Source organism: Arcobacter suis CECT 7833, from assembly GCF_003544815.1.
GTDB classification, from domain to species: domain Bacteria; phylum Campylobacterota; class Campylobacteria; order Campylobacterales; family Arcobacteraceae; genus Aliarcobacter; species Aliarcobacter suis.
On record NZ_CP032100.1, the window covers coordinates 548,619 to 570,309 of the forward strand.

Below are 21,691 nucleotides of genomic sequence, written 5' to 3' on the forward strand. Positions count from 1 at the left end.
CAGGGGCAAGTGCCTTGATGTTAGCTTCAAATTTAGATAAAAAAAGATTTGATAATATTTGTCTTATAGACACAAATGCAAAAATTGGTTCAAAAATAAAAGTTTCTGGTGGAGCTAAATGTAATATTACAAATGAACTTGTAACTTCACATAATTATTTAGGTGATAGGGACTTTGTATCCAAACTTTTAGAAAAATTTTCAAAAAATGATTTATTGGCTTTTTTAAATAAAAACGGTGTAAACCCAAAAATAAATCCAAAAATAGTAAAAGGAACATATTTTTGTAACTCTAGTCAAGATGTTATTGATATGTTTACAAAACTTACAACCCATGTTAAAAAATATCTAAATACAACAGTTTTAGATGTGAATTTTGATAAACACTTTAAAATAAAAACTGATTCTAAATTAATAGAAGCAAAAAAAGTTGTAATTGCAAGTGGTGGATTATCATATCCAGTTTTAGGAGCTTCAAGTATAGCTTTTGATGTGGCAAAAAAGTTTGGACATAGTATTTCAAAACTAGAACCTGCACTTGTTGGATTTACTGTTCAAAAAGAGCAGTTTTGGTTTAAAAATCTTTCAGGTATTTCAATGCCAGTTTTTACTTTTATTGATGAAAAAAGTTTTGAAGGTTCACTTTTATTTGCCCATAAAGGATGTTCTGGACCTGTTATTTTAACAAGTTCTTTGTATTGGAAAAAAGGAAAAATGGCCATAGATTTTTTACCTAAACAAAGAATAGAAACATTTTTCCAAGGGAATAAAATAATCTCTTCAGCTTTGCCTCTTCCAAAAAGATTTATTCAAGAATTTTTAGCTTCAGTTGAAATAGAAGATAAAAGTGTTTCAAGTTTAAGTATTGAAGAAAAAGAGAAATTAAAATCATTAAAATATTATGAGTTTGCCCCAGCTGGGAACTTTGGATATACAAAAGCAGAAGTTACAAAAGGTGGAATAAATACTCAAGAAATAAATCATAATAGTTTTGAGAGTTTAAAACAAAAAGATTTATATTTTTTAGGTGAATGTTTAGACATAACAGGAGAACTTGGAGGATTTAATTTTCAGATTACATTTAGTGAAGCGATGGTCTGTGCAAGGGAATTAAATAAGTAAAAAAAGTTATTTTTATAAATAATTTATAAAATTTTAGATATTATCTTCTCTAATTCGCAAGGTATTAAAAAAGGTTATAAATGTTTTTTGGAAATAAAAATTTAGAAGAAAAAGTTACACTTTTATTAAACGAGATAGAAGACTTAAAAAATCAACTTCTTTTAAAAGATGAAGAAAAAGAAGAGATAAAAAATGACTTTTCTAAGCAATTAGAAAAAATGGCTACAAAGAATGAAAAAAAACTTGAAGTTTTTAAACAAATAGCTAGTCATTCTCAAGAAGAAGGTTTGGTTGTTTTTGATGACAAAAACCAATTATTTTTCTCAAATAACCTAGCTCGTACAAATATAAAAGATTTTAATGTTGTTTTAAATGCAGTTTTAGAAAACAATAGTCGTTTAATTATGGAAGATTGTGAAGCAAATGTGGTAATAAAAACTTATGAAAACTACAAAATTGTTTCATTAAGAAGAACTTCAATCCACGATAATAAAAATGGTGGTTTATTAGATAGACATAACAATAATATGACTAACTCTTTAAATAATACTCAAAAAACATATTTATCTTTACTTGATGAACTTCAAGAAATGGCAAAAGAATCAAAAGAAACAGCAACTGGTTCAACTCAAGGTTTAAATCTGATTAATGAAATAGTATCAGATACAAATAATTTACATAAAGAGATTGAAGTAGAAAATGAAGTTGTAAATTCATTGGTTTCAAAAAGTAAAGATATTGCACAAGTTATTAATATAATTCAAGAAATAGCATTTCAAACAAATATTCTTTCATTAAATGCAGCAGTAGAAGCTGCAACTGCTGGTGAAGCTGGAAAAGGATTTGCAGTAGTTGCAGCAGAAGTGCGAAATCTAGCAAATAGAAGTGCAGATGCAGCAAAACAAATCAAAGATGTTGTAAATTCTATTCAAAGTGAAACAGGAAAAATCAAAGATAGTTCTGAAACTGTAGCCTCAGTTGTAAATGAAACAAAATCAAGAATTGATATTTTAAGTAAACTAATGAATACTTTCCAAAAAAATTCAAACAGATCAGTTTATGAAGTTGAAAGTATTTCAAATAAAATCTTTATAAATCTTGCAAAACTTGACCACGTTATTTATAAAAACAATCTATATCAATTAATCTTTGGTGGAGAACATAACTTCAACGCAGTTGATCACCATAATTGTAGACTTGGAAAATGGTATGACACGGGACTTGGAAAAGAACAATTTAGTTTTGTTCCATCATATAAAGGTCTAGAAAAACATCACCATACCGTTCACCATGAAGCAAATTTATTAGCAAAAGAGTGTTCAGGACATAGTGTTTCTTGTTCTAAACAATTAATTGAAGACAAAATAGCATTAGTGGAAAATGGAAGCGAACAAGTATTTATTTATCTAGATAGAATTTTAGAAGAAAAAAATGATGTGCTTATGAAAGAAGCTGCAAATAAATTATTTGAACAAGGGAAATAGTATGAATAATGAAAAATATTCTATTGCAATTATAGATGATGAAACAGAAATTTTAAATGTTTTAAGTAGATTTTTATCAAGAAATCCAGATTTTTCAGTTACAACTTATTCTAATCCAATTACAGCTTTAAGTGCTTTGGGAAATTCAAAAGCAGATATAGTTCTTTTAGATATTATGATGCCACAAATGAATGGTTTAGAAGTTTTAGAAAAACTAAAAGCAAAAGATTTAGAACAAAAAGTAATCATGATGACAGCATATTCAACTTTAGATAAAGTGTTAAAATCTCATAAAGAGGGCGCAACAAATTATGTAATGAAACCTTTTGATTCTTTACAATCTTTAGAAAAGAAAATATTAGAAGTTTTAAAGTCATAAAACAATGAATGATAAAAGCCTTGGTGTTAGGTATTTTTTTTATTTCCTAACTTCGCTTTTTGTTTTAATATTTATTATAAATATATTTAAAGAAGATGAAATTCAATACTCTTTGGAAAACTATAAAAAGTTTGTACATAAAGAGTATTTAAAATATTCTAATGAATATAAAAATAGCTCTGAACTTATATATTTTAATGAGTTTGTAAAAAATAAACAACTTATTAAAACTTTCAAAAATATCAATAACACAAATCTTAACGAAGCCAAAAAAGAGATTTATAATCATCTAAAAGATAGTTATCTTTTTTATAAAACCTTAGATGTAAATGACATAAGTTTTTATTCCTCTTCAAATAAACTTTTGTTAAGTATGCAAGAAAATTTTGTAGATGATAGTTCAAAAATTGTAGCAGAGGTTATTTTAAACAAAAAAGAGTTAAGTAGTTTTAAAATAGTTGATGATAACTATTTTTTAATATTTTCAAAACCTATATTTGATGAGAATTTGAACTTTTTAGGTGTTATAAATATAGAGTTTAATTTTGCTACTTTAATTAAAAAACTAGAATACAACAATGAATTTTCATTTTCAATGATAATTTCAAATCAAATCAAACTTAATAAAAGTTTTTATTTTAATTTAACAGACTCACAAAAAAGTTTACTAATTGATAATATCAATAAATCAAAAGATTTTTCTTTAATTACAAAAAATCATGCTATTGATTTTCCTGTAGTTTTTATTCCTGTATTAAAATCACTTACAAATGAAAATAGTTTATATTTAGTGGCTTTTAATTCAAATAAGAATTCAAATATAGGAAAAATTGAAAAGTACTTTGATGTTTTATTTGTAATAGTTACTTTTTTGATTTTTATCATATTTTATTTCTCTTTTAAAGTAAAATATTTTAAAACACAAAAATTAATTATTGATAAAAAGTATCAAGAATTACACACTCAAATTGATGATAATGTAATAAAAGTTGAAACAGATTTAGAAGGAATTATAACTTATGCTTCAAAACCATTTTGCAAAATCTCTGGTTATTCACATAAAGAGTTATTAGGCAGAAATGTAAATCTTTTAAAACATTCTAATATTTCAAGTGTATTTTTTGAAAAACTTTGGAATGAATTACAAACAAATAAAATTTGGGAAGGCGAAATAAAAAACCAAGATAGATATGGGAATTCTTATTGGATAAAAGGTGTAATCTTTCCTAAATATGATTATGAAAATAAAGTTATAGGTTACATCTCAATTCGATCAAACATAACAGATACTAAACAGTTAGAAAAAATAAATAAGCTTTTAAAAGAGGATTTATCAAATAAGTTAAATGAGATAAGAATGAAAGATAAAACTTTGGTTGATAGTACAAAAGTACAATTAATGTCAAAAATTATAGATTCATTAGGGCATCAATGGAAACAACCGATTTTAAATATATCTTCGTTAATTTATAACTTAAAAGTGATTATAAAAAATGAAGAAAATAGTAAAGATAAATTAGAATTAATTCAACAAACAGAGTTTGAGTTGAAAAATTTATCTGAAGTATTAAATGAAATAAAATATCTTTTCCAACAAAATCAAAAGAAAAAATCAAATTTAACAGATGTTATAAAAGAGTCAATTTTAGCTACTCAAGAAGAACTTCAAGCAAATAATATAAAAATTAAATATGATTTAGAAAGTGAAATTTCTACAATTATCTCTTTTAACGAACTAAAAAATATCATATTTAATATGATTAAAAATTGTATAGAACAAAAAAAGTTAAATAATCAAGATGAAGTTTCTATGATAATTAATGTCATAAAAGAAGATGATTTATTGATAAAAATTGAAGATAACCTCAAAGGTGAAAATAAAAAAATAGATGAAAATAGACACTCAAATAGTTATTTATATTTAGTAAAACTTTTTGTTGAAAAAAATAAAGGTCTTTTTTGGTTTGAAAATACAAACTATAATACGACATATTATATAAAACTAAAAAGTGAAAATATATAAAATGAGAGTTTCATTCTACATCAAACTTTTTTTAGCATTTATTGTTTTTGCTATTTTATTATTAGGTTTTTCTTCTTTTGCTTTTAATAATTTTTATAAATTACATAATCAAAAGAAAGAAAAAGAAAATATAATAAATATTTTAAAACATCAAGAAAATAGTTTTAAGAGCTATGTAAAATCCTTTGATGAAAAGCTTTTTTTATTAAGTCAGAAGAATTTCTTAGAAATACAAGATAAAGAAAAAGCACTAGATTTATTTAAAAAAATACTTTTTAATAATGAAAATATTCTTGAATTTAAAGTTGTTTCTTTAGATGCCCAAGAGATAATAAAAGTTACAAATAATTCGGGAAATATAAAAATCATTAAAGATGAAAAACTTCAAAATATTTATTCAAATTCTTATTATAAAGATATTAGAACTTTAAAAGAACAAGAAATTTGGCATGTTAATTCAGATTTAGAAAAACCAAATATAATTAACTTTATTTTAAGAGAAAAAAATTATTTTCTAATTTTAAAAGTTGATTTTAGTAATTTTTTTGCAAATATTTACAATAACTTTGACAAAAAAACTTTAGTAATTTCAGATAATAATAGTGTAGTAAATGGCGAAAATAAAAACTTTGAAATTTATAAAAATGAATTAAATAATATAAAAAAAGATGATGCCTATTTGACAAATGAGTTTATATCGAAAAAAACTTATTTGAACGAAAATAAATATTTTATTTTTATTGTAAATATAGAACAAGAAGTAAATAATAATTATTTTCAAGAATATTATAAATCTATAATCATTATTGGTTTAATTTTATCAGTAATATTATCCCTGCTTTTTTCTAAACCAATAGCAAAGTTAAATAAAAAAATTGAAGATGAAAATAAAAATCTGGATTTAAGTATTAAAAAAAGTTTTATAGAACTAAATGAAAATCAAAAAGTTATTGATAAACATATTATGTTTATTCGAATGAGTAAAAACAATGTCATTTTAGAAGTTAGTTCAGCTTTTTGCTATTTTCTAGGTTTTTCAAAAGGTGAATTAATCGGACATGATTATAAAATGTTAATTCATAAAGATACAAAAAAGAAAGAGTATATAAAACTTTGGAAATTTGTAAAAGAGGGGAAATCTTATGTTGGTGAAATAAAAGGAATCAAAAAAGATGGAGAATCTTTTTGGGTTGATTTATTTGTTGAACCAAATTTTGATAATTTAAAACAAATAGTTGGTTATACAATAATCACTTATGATACAACTAATAAGAAAAAAATCGAAGATTTATATAAAAATATAAATAATCAAGTTGAACAATATAATGCAATTTTTGAAAATGTAAATAGTGGTATTGCATTGATTGATTTAGAAGGAAATTTTAAAAAAATAAATAGTACTTTTTCTAAATTTTTAAAATATAAAGATGAAGAGTTATTTGAAATGAAATGTATTGATATTGTTCCTGAAAATTCAAAAGAACTTTTGTCAAAAATATTAAAAGAAGCCAGAGAAATAGGAACTATTTCAAATATTGAAAAGATTTTTGTAAAAAAATATGGAACATTAATTCATCTTGAACTATCTTTAAGTCTTTTATCCGATAAAAAACATTTTGTATTTGTGGTTAACTCTTTGGAAGATAAAAGAAAATTACAAGAATTAAATCAAAATCTTGAGTTACGAATAAATCAAGAAGTAGAAAAAAGTATCCAAAAAGATAAGATTCACCAACAAGAGCAAATAAAAAATGCAAAATTAACTTCAATTGGTTCATTAGCTGCTGGAATTGCCCATGAAATAAATACTCCTCTTACATATATAAAAGGTAATTTAGAGTTGATGGAATATGATATTTTTGATTTACCACAAAGTGAAATTCAAGAAAGAATGAAACAAGATAGTGAAAAAATAAAAGAAGGAATCAATAGAATTGCAAATATTGTTGAATCAATGAGAGAAATGTCTCAAAGTAGTAAAGAGATAAAAGAAGAAACAAATATTTATGCTACTTTAATAACTTCTTTAACTATGGCATATAATCGTTCACGACAAGTTTCTAGAATATATTTAAATGGTAAATTATTTGATATAGATTCAATAAATAAAAATGAATATAAATATCTTTGTAAAATCCAAAAACAAAGAATCGAACAAGTTTGGATTATCGTTATAAACAATGCTTTAGATGAATTAGTAAAAATTGATGATTATGAAAATAGAGTACTAAATATCAATATTTTTGAAGAAAATAATGAAGTGATAATAAGATTTAAAGATAGTGCAGGTGGAATAAATAAAGAGATTATAAATGAGATATTTGAGCCTTTTATTTCTTCAAAAGTACATAGTGGAATGGGAGTTGGATTAAATATTGCGAAAAAAATAATTGATGAACAAGATGGAATTATAAGAGCTTACAATGAAGATTTTGGAGCTGTATTTGAGATTAGATTACAAAAGTATGAAGAAGAATAAAAGTTTATTTTTATACAATAAGAAAAAAATTAAATAAAGAAGATAGATGAGAATAGGCTTTATCGGCGATATTGTAGGTCGTCCTGGAAGAAAAATAATAAAAGAAAATTTAACAAAAATTAAAAAAGAGTTTGAAATTGATTTTGTAATTGCAAATGGTGAAAATGCAAGTCATGGTTTTGGACTAACAACTGAAGGTGCAAAAGAGCTTTTAAAAAGTGGAATTGATTTAATCACAGGTGGAAATCACAGCTTTGATAAGAAAAAAGATATGATGGTTTTATTAGAAACTTCAAATGTTTTAAGACCTGATAATTATCCAGAAGGTTTAGTTGGAAGTGGCGTTAAAATCTGCGAAATACAAACTTCAAATGGAATTGAAAAACTAGCAGTTATAAATTTAATGGGAATTTATGGAATGCCAACGGTTGAAAATCCTTTCAATTGGGCTAAAAAATTAGTAACAAATCTTCAAGAACAAAATATAAAAAATATTTTTCTGGATTTTCATGCAGAAGCAACAAGTGAAAAAAGAATAATGCTAATGATGTTTAAAAATCAAATAAGTGCAATTTGTGGAACTCATACTCATGTGGGAACTGATGATTTACAAATATTTGAAAATACAGCATATTTAACAGATATTGGATTAACTGGTTGTAGAGATAATGTAATAGGAATGGAAAATAAAATTCCTATTCAAAAAGTAACAACAGGAATTGGTGGGCATTTTGAAGTTCCAAATTCATGTAAATCTATTTTACAAATGATGGTTGTTGATATTGAAGATGGAAAAGCATCTAGTGCTTTTAAAATTAAAAAATATTGTAATAATCCCAAGTTATTTATCACAGAAGCCTACATTGATTGACATTTAAACTATACGGAATTAATAAAAATTACGATAGAATAAATCAACTATATAATTACAAAATCCAAAGGTTTAATTGATGATTATAATTCCACAAACAAAAGGTGGTGTAGGTAAATCTACAGTTGCTATGCAGGTTATTGCTCCATATTTGTATAAAAAACATGGCAAAAAAATCACTTATATTGAAATAGATGATGAAAATAACGACTCAAAATCATTTACAAGAACAGAAATTGTAAATAAAAAGATGTTAGGAACAAATAGATTAAATGAACTTGATGAACTCATTTTAATGGATGATAATCATGAAGTAATCGTTGATGTTGGTGGAAATAAAACTTCATCTTTAGTTCTTGATGAGATTAAAAAAGTTGGTTCTTTTGGAAATGTTAAATGGATTATTCCTTTAGGTGATGGTGAACTTGATGGAAAAAATGCAATAGCAACCATGAAAAAAATCAGAAAAATAGAAAAAAATCCAGAAGATAATATAATTTTTGCCCTAAATAGAGCTATTTCGATGGATGAAGATTATTATAATGAACAATTTATTAATTTTTTTGGACATAAATATTTAGAATCAAACTCTGTAATTTGTGATTTCGTAAAAGATCCAAAATATTTTCCAGTTAAAAACGATAAAGTAATCACAATGAGTAGATATTTGGGTTCAACAGTTTGGGAAATGGCTTATAACAATACAGATTTTGCTGCAAAAGCTATTCAAGCAAAAGAAGTGGGCGATATTGAAAGTGCTAGAAAATATCTATTTTTTAGAAGAATTCAAACAGAAGCAAAAGATTATGTATTAAACACTTTAAATAAAATCTTTTGTGATTTAGATAGATGGATTGAAATTAAAAAATGAGTGATATGAGTTTCAAACAAGCTAAAGAGCTTGTTGAAAAAATGGAATTTTCTGAAATTGCTCTAAGACGTGCAGCCGATGATTTAGAAAAATCATCACAAAATTTTGAAATAACTTTAAAACACCAAGAAGATATTATAAATAAACTTCCTTATGCAGACAAAAAATTATCATATATGTTTATTGCAGTTGCAACTAATATAGGATTGATTATAGGTTTATTAATAGGTAAATATCTTTTATAAAAATAAGAAAATAGGATAAATATAGATGGAAAAACAAGAAAAAATTGTATCAATGTTCAATGATATTGCAGGAACTTATGATGTAGCAAATAGGGTTTTATCAATGGGAATTGATAAGTCTTGGAGAAATAAGGCTTGTAATTTAGCATTTAATCTTTATGGTAAAAAAGCTATTGAAAAAATTGTAGATGTAGCTTGTGGAACTGGAGATATGATTTTATTTTGGAAAAAAGTTGCAAATGAAAATTCAATAAATTTACAAAATATTGTAGGAGTAGATCCTAGTGTTGGAATGATGGAAGTGGGAAAAAAGAAACTTCCTGAAGTTGAGTTTATTGAAGCTGGAGCTGCATCTATGCCTCTTGAAAATGATAGTGCTGATATTATTTCTATTTCATATGGAATTAGAAACGTAGTTCAAAGACAAGAAGCTTTTGATGAGTTTGCAAGGGTTCTGAAAAAAGATGGTCTAGTTGTAATTAATGAATTTACAAAAAATAAAAAAGAAAAATTACTTGATCATTTAACTGATTTTTATATGAATAAAATATTACCAGTTTTAGGTGGATTAATTTCAAAAAATAAAGAAGCATATACATATTTACCAAACTCAATTGATGAATTTTTAACAACTGAAAATTTATGTAAAGAGTTAAAACTTTCTGGTCTTGAGCCAATTCATGTGAAAGCATTTTCTATGAATATTTCTACTTTAATAATCGCTAGAAAAATATAATTTTCTAGCATTAAAATATGAATAAAGCAATCTCAGTATCAACTTTAAATGTTCAAATAAAATCACTTTTAGAAACTACTTTTATCCAAATTTATGTGGAAGGAGAAATTTCAAATATTACCCATCATAGTTCAGGACATATCTACTTTTCAATAAAAGATGAGAGTTCAACACTTTCATGTGTTATGTTCAAAGGTAATACAAAATACTTGAAATTTCAACTTGAAAATGGTCAAAAAGTAGTAATCAATGGAAATATTACAGTTTATGCTCCAAGGGGGAATTATCAACTTTTATGCAATAAAATTGAACCCTCAGGACAAGGAGCTTTAGCATTTGCTTTTGAACAATTAAAAAATAAACTTGAAGCAAAAGGTTATTTTGATGGAAATTATAAGCAACCACTTCCAAAATATCCAAAAAAAATAGCAATAGTTACTTCACCAACTGGTGCAGCAATTGAAGATATGAAAAAAGTAGCAACTCATAGATGGCCATTGGTAGAATTTATTTTAGTTCCAACTTTGGTTCAAGGCGAAGGTTCTGCTTTTGATATAGCAAACTCTATAAAATATGCTGATAAATTACACTGTGATATTATGATTGTAGGTCGAGGTGGTGGAAGTATTGAAGATTTATGGGCATTTAATGAGGAAATTGTAGCAAATGCTATTTATGAAGCAAAAACTCCAATTATTTCAGCTGTTGGACATGAAGTTGATTATCTGATTTCTGATTTTGTGGCTGATATTCGAGCTGCAACTCCTTCAAATGCAATTGAAATTGCATTACCTGATATAAATGAACATAGAATTTATTTAGATTCTCTTGAAAATGAATACAATAATAGATTGAAAAATATATTATTTAACAAACAACAAGAGTTATCAAATATGAAAAGATTGTTTGAACAAAACTCTATTGAAACAAAATTTAACTATATTCAAACAGAGATAAATCTTTTAAAATCTTCATTTAAAACTGATTTATCACAGAAAATATTAAGTTCTTCAAATGAACTAAATTTATTAAAGAATAGTTTTAAAAATAGTTTTTCAGCAGTTTTATTGAAAACTCAAAATCAAATAGATTTATTAAAATCAAATTTTGAATTAAATCATCCCGATAAAAAAGATAAAAATGGTTTTGTACAAATTTCTAAGGATAATAAAATAATTTCTTTAGAAGATTTAAAAATAGGGGATAAAATTCAACTACAAACACCTAAATATATTGCGAACTGTATTTTAAATGAAATTAGAAAACAATAAAATTTAAGTTTACAGTAGGTAGAATAATAAAAAACAAGTAAAAACTCGAGAAGTAATTAAAAGGAATGTACTATGGAAGATAATGAAAGAAAAGTTATAGATTATGCAAATACTAGTGAGTTTATGACATTTGAGCTGGGTGCAATGAAGTATGCTATTGAATTACCAAAAATTAGAGAGATTCTAACTTATCCAGATAATATTACTCCTTTACCAAATACTTCAAAATGGGTAAAAGGTTTGATTAGTTTAAGAGGGGAAGTTGTTCCAATTTTAGATGTTAGACTTAAATTTAACACAGGTCCTGGAACTTATGATGAAAATACATCAGTAATCGCTGTTATCACTGAAGATAAAAGAATTATAGGAATTGTTGTAGATTTAGTTGATGATGTACAAAGACTTGATACAAGTATGTTAGCAGCTGTTTCTGAAATGGGTTCTGCAATACCTTCAAAATATTTAAAAGGTTATATAAGACTTGCAAATAACCAAATGCTTGTTGTTATGGATATTGAAAGAGTTGTTGCAAAAGACGAATTAAGAGATTAAAAATAAATAATAAGTGATTTTATGAGTATAGATAAAAGTTTGTTAAAGAAATTTACCCTTTTGTATGTTGAAGATGATGATGTAATTAGAGTTGAACTATCACAGTTATTAGCAAATTTCTTTTCTATGGTTCATGTGGCGAAAAATGGTAAAGAAGGATTACGAACTTTTTTAGAAAATCAAGATGAAATAGATTTGATTTTGACTGATCTTAATATGCCAGAATTAAGTGGTATTGAGATGATAAAAAAGATTCGTACTCTTGATAATAAAATACCAATTATTTTTGCAACGGCACATTCTGATAGTGAATTTTTAGCAGAAGCTATAAAACTAAGAGTTCAAGAATATATAGTAAAACCAATTGATGTTAGATATTTATTATCTTTATGTAATGACATAGTTAGTAATTTATACCAAGAATCTTTATTAAAACAACAACGAGAAGAGTTAGAAAAATATAAAGAAATAATTAACTCAAATAATATAGTTATAAAAACAGATACCCATTTAAATATTACTTATGTCAACGAATTATTTTGTCAAATTTCAGGATTTGAAAGTGATGATTTAATAGGTAAAGAGCTAAAGTATTTAAAGTACCAAGATATGGCAAGTGATATTTATACAAATTTATATGCAAATATTTTAAATAACAAACCTTGGCAAGGGAAACTTAAAAATATAAAAAAAGATGGAACAGCTTTTACTACAGATGCTTTTGTTATTCCAAATCTTGATGAAACAGGCGAAATGACTGGTGCAATTTCAATTCAAAGAGATATTACTGAAGAATTAAATAAAAAAAGAGAAATTGTATTAGCGTTAATGAAAGAAAAAAGTGATATTTTTATACGAAGCAAAGAGGGAAATTTAGAACAAAATCAGATAATTAATGACCTTAAACATAAGTTAGAAAAAACTCAATTTGAACTAGAACAATCTTTAAAAAATATAGATAAGTATATATATAGTAATGAAAAATTCAGATTAGAAAATAAAAATTTTAAAACAGAATTAGGTTTATATAAAAAAAATACAAATTCAAATGTAGCATTTAAGTTTTCAAAAGAAAATAGTGATTTAAGATTAGAAAATAAAAAAATAAAAGATAAATTGGCTCAACTTGAATTGGATAGCGAAAAACTAATTTCTCAACAAAGAGTAAATTATGAGACTAGAATTGGTGAATTAGAAGATAAAATAAATGACTTAACTGAAAAAATAGATTCTATTCAAACCGATGAAATTTTATTACAAAAATTAGAATATTGGAAAGAAAAAGCAAAACAAGAAACAGTTAAAATTGAAAATCTTGAAAAACAAATAATTGCACATGGAGATAAAAATTTTATGAGTAAAATATTTGGTTAACTAAAGTAAATAAATCAAGAAAATCTTGATTTATTCTTCTATTTTTATAGATATAATTTTTACATCTTCTAAAGGTTTATTTCCTTCATATTTTCCATTTGTGTCTACATTTTCAATTTTTTTAACAACATCAAAACCTTCTTTAACGTAACCAAAAATAGTATGTCTTCCATTTAACCAGTAAGTAGCAACCGTTGTAATAAAAAATTGACTAGCATTTGTATTTGGACCTGAATTTGCCATAGCTAAAATTCCTGCTTTATCAAATACTGCATTTGGAGCAAACTCATCTTTAAATTTTCCACCCCAAATAGACTCACCACCCGCACCAGTTCCTGTTGGATCTCCACCTTGAATCATAAAATCTTTGATAACTCTGTGAAAAATAAGTCCATTATAATAACCATTTTTTGAATGCGTTACAAAGTTTTCTACAGCCTTTGGAGCTAAATCAGCTCTTAACTCAATTTTGATATTTCCTTTTGAAGTTTCTAGTGTAGCAATTGGATTTGCTGCTTCTAAAAGTAAAACAAATGAAAAAAGAGTAAACAATATTTTTTTCATAAATAACCCTCTATGTAGTAAATTTGGGAAATAGTATATTATTTTAGATTTAAAAAAAGATAAAGAAGAGTTTTTTAGTAGAATTTAAAAAAAAAGTGTTAAAATTCAAAAAAGTGTTATAGCCTGCTCTAAAAAAGGAAAATTTATGGAAATGCCAAGTATCCCACAGCCAACATTTTATATATTTAAATGTGAACAATCATCACCTCCTGGAATGCCAAAACCATCATGTGTAAATGAAAATACAAGAGATTTATTTAATCACACAGCTCAAAGTTTAATGAAAACAGGTGTAATGGGACCTGTTCAAATTATAAGAACTTCATGTTTAGGAAGATGTCAAATGGGACCACTAATGTTAGTAGAACCAGGACACTTTATGTATTCTTCTTTGTCTAAGGAAAAAATAGATAAAATAATAGATGAACATATATTAGGTGGAAACCCAGTTGAAGAGTATTTAATACCTTCTCAGTTTTGGGGCGAAGCTATTAATTTAGTAAAATAAAAAGGGATTTATATATGACATTTGATATGCTATATAGCAAAATTCATAGGGCAACTGTAACTGATGCAAACTTGAATTATGTTGGTTCTATCACTATTGATGCAGATTTAATGAAAGCATCAAATTTAAGAGTTGGACAAAAAGTTGATATTGTAAACATTAATAATGGTGAAAGATTCCAAACTTATGTTATAAAAGGAAAAGCTGGTTCAAAAGATATGTGTCTTAATGGAGCAGCTGCTAGGAAAGTAGAAATTGGTGATAAAATTATTGTTATTTCTTACGCTTCTTACAATGAATCTGAACTTGAAAATTATAAACCAACAGTAGTTTTAGTTGATGAAAAAAATAATATAGAACTAATAACTCATGAACTAGTAGGAAGCGACCATGTTTGATGGAATGGATTTAAAAAACTTAAATTTAGGTGATATGTTAAATCAGTTTCAAAATATGGCACAAAATGCTAAAGAAGAAAATGCTTCAAGAATTTTCACATCAAAAGCTGGTGGTGGAATGATTGAAATTTCTATAAATGGAAATTCTGAAGTAATTGATTTAAAAATTGATGATTCACTTCTTGAAGATAAAGATTCATTACAAATTTTATTAATTTCATGCATGAATGATGTAATCAAACAAAGTGATGAAAATAAAAAAATGATGGCTATGAATATGATGGGTGGATTAGGGTCTTTTGGACAAAAATAATATTATGGAAAAACTACTATCTTTATTTGAAGATTATTTAATAAATAATCTTCCTACTTCAAAAACTTTCCATCCATATTTCGAAGATGCCCTTGCCGATATGTTAAAAGCTGGTGGGAAGAGATTTCGACCAATGCTTTTATTGAGTGTTGTAAAATCTAACAAAAGTCTTTTGATTCCAAACTCTTTACCTGTTGCTTTAGGTTTAGAGTTTTTACATACTTATTCACTTGTTCATGATGATTTACCAGCTATGGATAATGCTGATTTAAGAAGAGGATTTCAAACTTTACACAAAAAGTATGATGAAGTTACTGCTATTTTAGTTGGTGATGCTTTAAATACTGAAGCTTTTTCTTTAATTTCAAATGCATCTTTATCAAATGATATAAAAGTTGAGTTAATTAAGTGTTTAAGCTTCAATGGTGGAATTAATGGTATGATAATTGGTCAAGCAATTGATTGTTATTTTGAAAATCAAAAATTAGAATTAAATCAATTGGAGTTTTTACATATTCATAAAACTGCAAGATTAATAGCTGCAAGTCTAAAAATGGGTGCAATTATTTGTGAATATGATTTATTAACTCAAGAAAAACTTTACAATTTTGGAATTGATTTAGGGCTATTATTTCAAATTCAAGATGATATTATTGATGAAACTTGTACTTCTTTGGAAGCTGGAAAAACTACAAAAAATGATGGAAGTAAAAACTCTTTTGTAAATTTATTAGGATTAGCTGGTGCAATTAAAAGTGCAGATGAATTAGCTTTAAAATGTATCAATACACTTAATATTTTTGATTCAAATTTAAAAGAGTCTTTAGAAGAACTTCTTTTGAAATATATAAATAGACATAAATAAAAATTTTAACTCTTAGTCAAATAAACTCAAACCTCTTGACAAATTTTAGAAAATTTAATAGAATTTAGCACTTAGAAATTTAGAGTGCTAAATGTCTAAGTTTTAATAGAAAATATAATTATAATAAAAGGAAATAGTATGAATTTTAAACCACTAGGTGAGAGAGTTCTTGTAAAAAGAACAGAAGTTGAAAATAAAACTGCAAGTGGAATCTATATTCCAGATAACGCAAAGGAAAAACCTCATACAGCGGAAGTTGTTGCAATTGGTAATAAAGTTGAAGATGTAAAAGTTGGAGATACAATTGTTTTCGAACAATTTAGAGGAACTGAATTTAAGCTTGATGGACAAGAGTACTTAATTTTAAATATTGAAAACGTTATAGGAGTTATGTAATGGCAAAAGAAATTTTATTTAGTGATAACGCAAGAAATAGATTATATGCAGGTGTTGAAAAATTAGCAGATGCAGTAAAAGTTACAATGGGACCAAGAGGTAGAAACGTATTATTACAAAAATCTTTTGGAGCACCAACAATCACAAAAGATGGTGTTTCAGTTGCTCGTGAAATCGAATTAAAAGATACGATAGAAAATATGGGAGCTCAACTTGTAAAAGAAGTAGCTTCAAGAACTGCTGATGAAGCAGGAGATGGAACTACAACTGCTACTATTTTAGCTCACTCAATTTTCAAAGAGGGATTAAGAAATGTAACAGCAGGAGCAAACCCAATTATCTTAAAAAGAGGTATGGACAAAGCAACTGAAGCAATTTTAGCTGAACTAAAAAAAGCTTCAAGAGTTGTTGCTAATAAAACTGAAATTGAGCAAGTAGCTACAATTTCTGCTAACTCTGATAAAGCAATTGGAGCTATGATTGCTGAAGCTATGGATAAAGTTGGAAAAGATGGTGTTATCACTGTTGAAGAAGCAAAAGGTATCTCTGATGAACTAGATGTTGTTGAAGGTATGCAGTTTGATAGAGGATATTTATCTCCATATTTTGTAACAAATGCTGAAAAAATGATTGGTGAATTTAACAATCCATTTATTTTATTATACGAGAAAAAAATCTCTTCATTAAAAGAGATGTTACCAATTTTAGAATCAGTTAATCAATCTGGACGTCCATTAGTAATTATTGCAGAAGATGTTGATGGTGAAGCATTAGCAACTTTAGTTGTAAATAGATTAAGAGGTTCTTTAAATATTGCAGCTGTTAAAGCTCCAGGATTTGGTGATAGAAGAAAAGCTATGCTTGAAGATATTGCTGTATTAACTGGTGGAACTGTAATTTCTGAAGAAATGGGAATGAAACTTGAAACTGCTGAATTTTCTTGTTTAGGAACTGCTACTAAAGTTGTAATTGATAAAGATAACACAACTATCGTTGATGGAAGTGGAGATAAAGAAAGAGTAAAATCTAGAATTGGACAAATCAAAGCAGAAATTTCAAATACAACTTCTGAATATGACAAAGAAAAATTACAAGAAAGACTTGCAAAATTAAGTGGAGGAGTAGCTGTTATTAAAGTTGGAGCTGCATCTGAGACTGAAATGAAAGAGAAAAAAGATAGAGTTGATGATGCATTAAGTGCAACACGAGCTGCTGTTGAAGAAGGAATTGTAATTGGTGGAGGAGCTGCATTAATCAGAGCTGCTGCTAAAGTTAAACTAGAACTTGAAGGTGATGAAGCAATTGGTGCTGCAATCATTTTTAGAGCTATTAAAGCACCTTTAAAACAAATTGCTACAAATGCTGGATATGATGCTGGTGTTGTTGCAAATGAAGTTGAAAAATCTACTAATGAAAATTTAGGATTTAATGCTGCAACTGGTGAATATGTTGATATGTTTGAAGCTGGAATCGTGGATCCTGCAAAAGTTGAAAGAGTTGCTATGCAAAATGCTGTTTCAGTAGCATCACTTTTATTAACTACAGAAGCTACAGTTACAGATATTAAAGAAGATAAACCTTCAATGCCATCAATGCCTGATATGGGTATGGGTGGAATGCCAGGTATGATGTAGTTTTTTAACTATATTTAGAAAAAAGGATAAAGCTTTTGCTTTATCCTTTTTTTTTATCTTATAAATTAATTTTGATTATAAATAATTTTTTGTATAATGATATCAATTTTCAAAAAGGATTTTATTTATGACTTTAAGCCTAAATAAATTTTTGTTTTCTATATCCTTTGCATTAGATTTAGCGGAGAATGAAATAAAATGTACTTCTTCAAAACATAGTAAAAGAGTAGCTTATATTTGTGTTAAAATAGCTGATATTATGGGATTAAGTGACGAGGAAAAGTTTGATTTGTGTTCATACTCTTTATTACATGATAATGGATTAATAGAGAGTTATTGTAACTTTAATAATCAGTATGAAAATAGTGGATCAGAAGATTATTTTAATATGATAAATTTCTCTGATCACTGTGTAATTGGAGAAAATAATATTAAAGATTTTCATTTTCTAACTTTTCAAAAGAATGTAATTTTATATCATCATGAAAATTTTGATGGTTCAGGTCTTTTTGGGAAAAAAGCAGATGAAATTCCTCTTTTTTCACAGCTAATATCCTTTGCTGATATTTTGGATACGGATTTTGATTTAACTAATATTTGTTATGAAAAAAAAGAGCAAATAACAGATTTTGTAATAAAAAATGAAGGAAAACTTTTTTCAAGTAATATTGTAAATGCATACAAAAAATTATCTGATTCTTTCTTATTTTGGGGAGACTTAGAATATTTTGATGAAGTAAATCCATTAGAAAGAATATTACCAGATTTTAGTATTGAAATTTCATTTGAAAATTTTCTATTAATTACAAAGATTTTTTCAAAAATAATAGATGGAAAATCAAAATTTACAGCAAAACATTCTGTGGATTTAGAACAAAAATCTTTAAAAGTAGTAGAATATTTTGGTTTAGATGAAGAAACAAAATTAAAAATCCAAATAGCTTCAAATTTACATGATATTGGAAAACTAGGAACGCCAAATTCTATTTTAGATAAAGAAGATAGTTTAACAAAAAACGAATTATTTGAAATAAAAAAACATGCTTATTTAACTCACACAATTTTGAGTAAAATTGATAATTTTAGTGATATAACAAAATGGGCATCTTCTCACCATGAAAGATTAGATGGAACAGGATATCCTTTTGGTTTGACTAAAAATGAATTAGGATTAGAAGAAAGAATCGTATCTTGCTTGGACTTTTATCAGGCTTTAGTTGAAGATAGACCTTATAGAAAATCTATGTCCCATTGCGAAGCAATAACTTTATTAAGAAAGAACCTGAGTAATTTTGATATAGATGCTGAAATAATAGACGTAATAGATATTGTATTTAGATGATTATTTATAGAAAATAAAGGTTCTAGAAACTTTTTTCTAGAACCCCATTAAATATTATTTTTTAGTAAATAAACCTTTGTTTACCAAAGTCTAATTGAAAATAGACTTTTAATTGAATTAATGTTTAACAACCACAAAAAGTGAAAAGTTCGCCATTCACACCTCCAAATTGTTTTAGATAATGTAATTATAACATCTTTTTAGATTAAAACAAACTGAATTTATAAAAATTATTTTTTATAAAAAGATAAGATAATAGTTGTACCAATATTTTCTTTACTTGTGATTTTTATTATACCTTTGTGAATATCAATTATCTTTTTTAAGATAGACATTCCAAGCCCTGTTCCACCAGAATTTTTATTTCTACTTTTATCTGTTCTATAAAACTTTTCAAATATCTTTTCTTGTTCATTTAGTGGAATTCCTATTCCAAAATCTTGAACTGAAATATTGAAAGTATCGTCATTTTTATAGCTTTTTACTATAATTTGTGAATTTTTATGACTAAATTGGATAGCATTTTTTAAAGCATTTTTTAAAGCTATTTTTAAAAGATTTGGGAAACCTTTAAATTCTATACTATCTTCTAAAATAAAATTAATTTCAACTTGATGTAATTTTGCAAAACTTTTGATTTCATTTATTGATTCATCAATTAATTCATCAAAATAAAAATTTTCTTGTTTATCTACTATTAAATCTTTTTCATTTTTTGCTAAAAATAGTAAATCATTAATTGTTTGTTCAATTAATGTAAGCTCATTTAGAGAGTTATTTAGTGCATTTTTATATTCATCAGTTGTTCTTTCTTTTCTTAGCGTAACTTCAATTTCACCTCTTATGATTGTAAGTGGTGTTTTTAATTCATGGGAAGCATCAGAACTAAATTGAGAAATTCTTTCAAAAGAAGATTCTAATCTACCAAGTAAATTGTTTACTTCATTGATTAATTGATTTATTTCATCTTCATTTTTTCTTGTTTTTAGTCTTGCAGATAAATCATTTGCATTTATTTGTTTTAATTCAAAGAGTATATTTTCTATTGGTGAGAATGATTTATAAATCAAAAAATTACCAGCAATAATTGCTAATATTAGGATAATTGGTAGAATAAAACTTAAAATATACAAAATATTTTCTAAAGTTGATGTAAGTATTTCTTTTGTTGTTACTATTTCAATTATTACATTTTTTTCACCATGAAAATCTATTTTTATTCTACTTACTAAAAAGTCATTTTGTTCTTCAAATGTAATGATACTTGGTTTTAATTTATTTAAATAGTTATCATCATGTTTGATATTAGATGGAAAGTTTGGTGTTTCAATTATCATTTCATGGCTAATATCATCTAATATTCTTATGTATAAAGGTTCAAAGTTATACTCTTTTTCTTCATCTAATATAGCATTTGTAATTTTATCTTTTTCTAATAAATCATCTGTAATATCTAATATTATTACTTTTAGAGTTGCTTGAAGTTTATCTAAAGTTGATATTTCAAGTGCTTTGTATAATGAAACAGAAAAAATAGTAAGAATTATTGCTTGTATTAAAAAACTATAAATTAGAAGTTTTTTCTTTATTGATAGATTATTTATCACTTATTTTAAATCCTATTCCTCGAACTGTTTTAATCAGTTTATTATCAAAATTCTTATCTATTTTATTTCTTAATCTATAAATATAAACATTTACAATATTACTAATATTTGAATCTTCAAATGAAGATAAAGCTGAATTTATAGTAGTTTCACTCAAAACTCTATCTTTGTTTTTTATTAGATATTCAAGTAGGGCAAACTCTTTTGCTGTTAAAGTTATATTTTCATTTGCTCTAACTGCTGTTTTATTTAATAAATCTAGTTCCAAATCAGCTATTGAAATTTTTGTTTGGCTTGAATTTGTGGTTCGTAGTTGTACTCTAATTCTTGCAAGTAATTCTGCAAAAGAAAAAGGTTTAGCCAAATAATCATTTGCTCCAATATCCAAACCTTTAATTTTATCTTCAATGGAATCTTTGGCTGTTAACATGATAATTGGAGTTTGATTTTTCGAGGCTCTTAGGGCTTTACAAACTTCGATTCCATCTTTAATTGGAAGCATAACATCGAGTAAAATTAAATCATACTCATTTACACTAGCAAGGTATAAACCTTCATCACCATTTGTTGAAGAATCAACTATATAACATTCTTCAACTAATCCTTTTTTTAAAAAGTTAATTATTTTTGTGTCGTCTTCTATTATTAAAATTTTCAT

22 protein-coding genes are annotated in these 21,691 nt (G+C 25.7%); 19 read left to right on the forward strand and 3 right to left on the reverse strand.

From position 1 onward, the window contains the following. Positions 1-17 precede the first annotated feature (17 nt). The 12 genes from ASUIS_RS02670 (at position 18) to ASUIS_RS02725 (ending at position 13,406) form a co-directional block, all read left to right on the forward strand. Positions 18-1,121, forward strand: a complete 1,104-nt coding sequence (locus ASUIS_RS02670; RefSeq protein ID WP_235659484.1) for an aminoacetone oxidase family FAD-binding enzyme — start codon at positions 18-20, stop codon at positions 1,119-1,121. An 80-nt stretch (positions 1,122-1,201) separates the two neighbouring features. Continuing rightward, a complete protein-coding gene (locus tag ASUIS_RS02675) occupies positions 1,202-2,605 on the forward strand; it encodes a methyl-accepting chemotaxis protein (protein WP_118885599.1) in 1,404 nt (467 codons plus the stop codon). Between the two features lies 1 nt (position 2,606). Then, entirely contained in the window at positions 2,607-2,984 is a 378-nt protein-coding gene (locus ASUIS_RS02680; RefSeq protein ID WP_118885600.1) for a response regulator, read from the forward strand. Between the two features lie 4 nt (positions 2,985-2,988). Next, a complete protein-coding gene (locus ASUIS_RS02685) occupies positions 2,989-5,007 on the forward strand; it encodes a PAS domain S-box protein (RefSeq protein ID WP_118885601.1) in 2,019 nt (672 codons plus the stop codon). A gap of 1 nt (position 5,008) precedes the next feature. Beyond that, entirely contained in the window at positions 5,009-7,486 is a 2,478-nt protein-coding gene (locus ASUIS_RS02690; protein WP_118885602.1) for a PAS domain-containing sensor histidine kinase, read from the forward strand. Between the two features lie 46 nt (positions 7,487-7,532). Beyond that, positions 7,533-8,357 carry a TIGR00282 family metallophosphoesterase gene (locus tag ASUIS_RS02695; RefSeq protein ID WP_118885603.1) on the forward strand — a complete coding sequence of 275 codons (825 nt, stop codon included), beginning with the start codon at positions 7,533-7,535 and terminating at the stop codon, positions 8,355-8,357. A 79-nt stretch (positions 8,358-8,436) separates the two neighbouring features. Beyond that, a complete protein-coding gene (locus ASUIS_RS02700; RefSeq protein WP_118885604.1) occupies positions 8,437-9,228 on the forward strand; it encodes a P-loop NTPase family protein in 792 nt (263 codons plus the stop codon). Between the two features lie 5 nt (positions 9,229-9,233). After that, a complete protein-coding gene (locus ASUIS_RS02705) occupies positions 9,234-9,473 on the forward strand; it encodes a hypothetical protein (protein ID WP_226799973.1) in 240 nt (79 codons plus the stop codon). Between the two features lie 25 nt (positions 9,474-9,498). Beyond that, entirely contained in the window at positions 9,499-10,209 is a 711-nt protein-coding gene (gene ubiE, locus ASUIS_RS02710) for a bifunctional demethylmenaquinone methyltransferase/2-methoxy-6-polyprenyl-1,4-benzoquinol methylase UbiE (protein WP_118885606.1), read from the forward strand. 17 nt (positions 10,210-10,226) lie between these two features. Then, positions 10,227-11,480: an exodeoxyribonuclease VII large subunit gene (gene xseA, locus ASUIS_RS02715; RefSeq protein ID WP_118885607.1), complete on the forward strand. Its 1,254-nt coding sequence runs from the start codon at positions 10,227-10,229 to the stop codon at positions 11,478-11,480. A gap of 72 nt (positions 11,481-11,552) precedes the next feature. Next, complete coding sequence (locus ASUIS_RS02720; RefSeq protein WP_118885608.1) at positions 11,553-12,032, forward strand: chemotaxis protein CheW; 480 nt, start codon at positions 11,553-11,555, stop codon at positions 12,030-12,032. A 21-nt stretch (positions 12,033-12,053) separates the two neighbouring features. After that, positions 12,054-13,406: a response regulator gene (locus tag ASUIS_RS02725; RefSeq protein ID WP_118885609.1), complete on the forward strand. Its 1,353-nt coding sequence runs from the start codon at positions 12,054-12,056 to the stop codon at positions 13,404-13,406. Positions 13,407-13,436: 30 nt separating this feature from the next. Here the strand turns inward: ASUIS_RS02725 and ASUIS_RS02730 are convergent, their stop codons facing one another. Beyond that, positions 13,437-13,970: a peptidylprolyl isomerase gene (locus tag ASUIS_RS02730; RefSeq protein WP_118885610.1), complete on the reverse strand. Its 534-nt coding sequence runs from the start codon at positions 13,968-13,970 to the stop codon at positions 13,437-13,439. 145 nt (positions 13,971-14,115) lie between these two features. Here ASUIS_RS02730 and ASUIS_RS02735 point away from each other — a divergent pair, with 145 nt between their 5' ends. The 7 genes from ASUIS_RS02735 (at position 14,116) to ASUIS_RS02765 (ending at position 19,426) form a co-directional block, all read left to right on the forward strand. Continuing rightward, a complete protein-coding gene (locus tag ASUIS_RS02735) occupies positions 14,116-14,478 on the forward strand; it encodes a (2Fe-2S) ferredoxin domain-containing protein (protein WP_118885611.1) in 363 nt (120 codons plus the stop codon). A 14-nt stretch (positions 14,479-14,492) separates the two neighbouring features. Continuing rightward, positions 14,493-14,876: an aspartate 1-decarboxylase gene (gene panD, locus ASUIS_RS02740; protein WP_118885612.1), complete on the forward strand. Its 384-nt coding sequence runs from the start codon at positions 14,493-14,495 to the stop codon at positions 14,874-14,876. After that, complete coding sequence (locus ASUIS_RS02745) at positions 14,869-15,189, forward strand: YbaB/EbfC family nucleoid-associated protein (protein WP_118885613.1); 321 nt, start codon at positions 14,869-14,871, stop codon at positions 15,187-15,189. Before panD ends, ASUIS_RS02745 begins: the two co-directional genes overlap by 8 nt. Positions 15,190-15,193: 4 nt before the next feature. After that, positions 15,194-16,054: a polyprenyl synthetase family protein gene (locus ASUIS_RS02750; protein ID WP_118887630.1), complete on the forward strand. Its 861-nt coding sequence runs from the start codon at positions 15,194-15,196 to the stop codon at positions 16,052-16,054. A gap of 138 nt (positions 16,055-16,192) precedes the next feature. Further along, complete coding sequence (groES, locus tag ASUIS_RS02755; RefSeq protein ID WP_118885614.1) at positions 16,193-16,450, forward strand: co-chaperone GroES; 258 nt, start codon at positions 16,193-16,195, stop codon at positions 16,448-16,450. After that, positions 16,450-18,084 (forward strand): chaperonin GroEL, encoded by a 1,635-nt coding sequence (gene groL / locus ASUIS_RS02760; RefSeq protein WP_118885615.1) that lies wholly within the window; start codon positions 16,450-16,452, stop codon positions 18,082-18,084. The genes groES and groL overlap by 1 nt, the downstream gene beginning before the upstream one ends. Before the next feature lie 127 nt (positions 18,085-18,211). Further along, positions 18,212-19,426 carry an HD-GYP domain-containing protein gene (locus ASUIS_RS02765; RefSeq protein WP_118885616.1) on the forward strand — a complete coding sequence of 405 codons (1,215 nt, stop codon included), beginning with the start codon at positions 18,212-18,214 and terminating at the stop codon, positions 19,424-19,426. A gap of 230 nt (positions 19,427-19,656) precedes the next feature. Here the strand turns inward: ASUIS_RS02765 and ASUIS_RS02770 are convergent, their stop codons facing one another. After that, on the reverse strand, positions 19,657-21,033 hold the full coding sequence (locus ASUIS_RS02770; protein WP_118885617.1) for a sensor histidine kinase: 1,377 nt from the start codon (positions 21,031-21,033) through the stop codon (positions 19,657-19,659). After that, positions 21,023-21,691 carry a response regulator gene (locus tag ASUIS_RS02775; protein ID WP_118885618.1) on the reverse strand — a complete coding sequence of 223 codons (669 nt, stop codon included), beginning with the start codon at positions 21,689-21,691 and terminating at the stop codon, positions 21,023-21,025. Before ASUIS_RS02775 ends, ASUIS_RS02770 begins: the two co-directional genes overlap by 11 nt.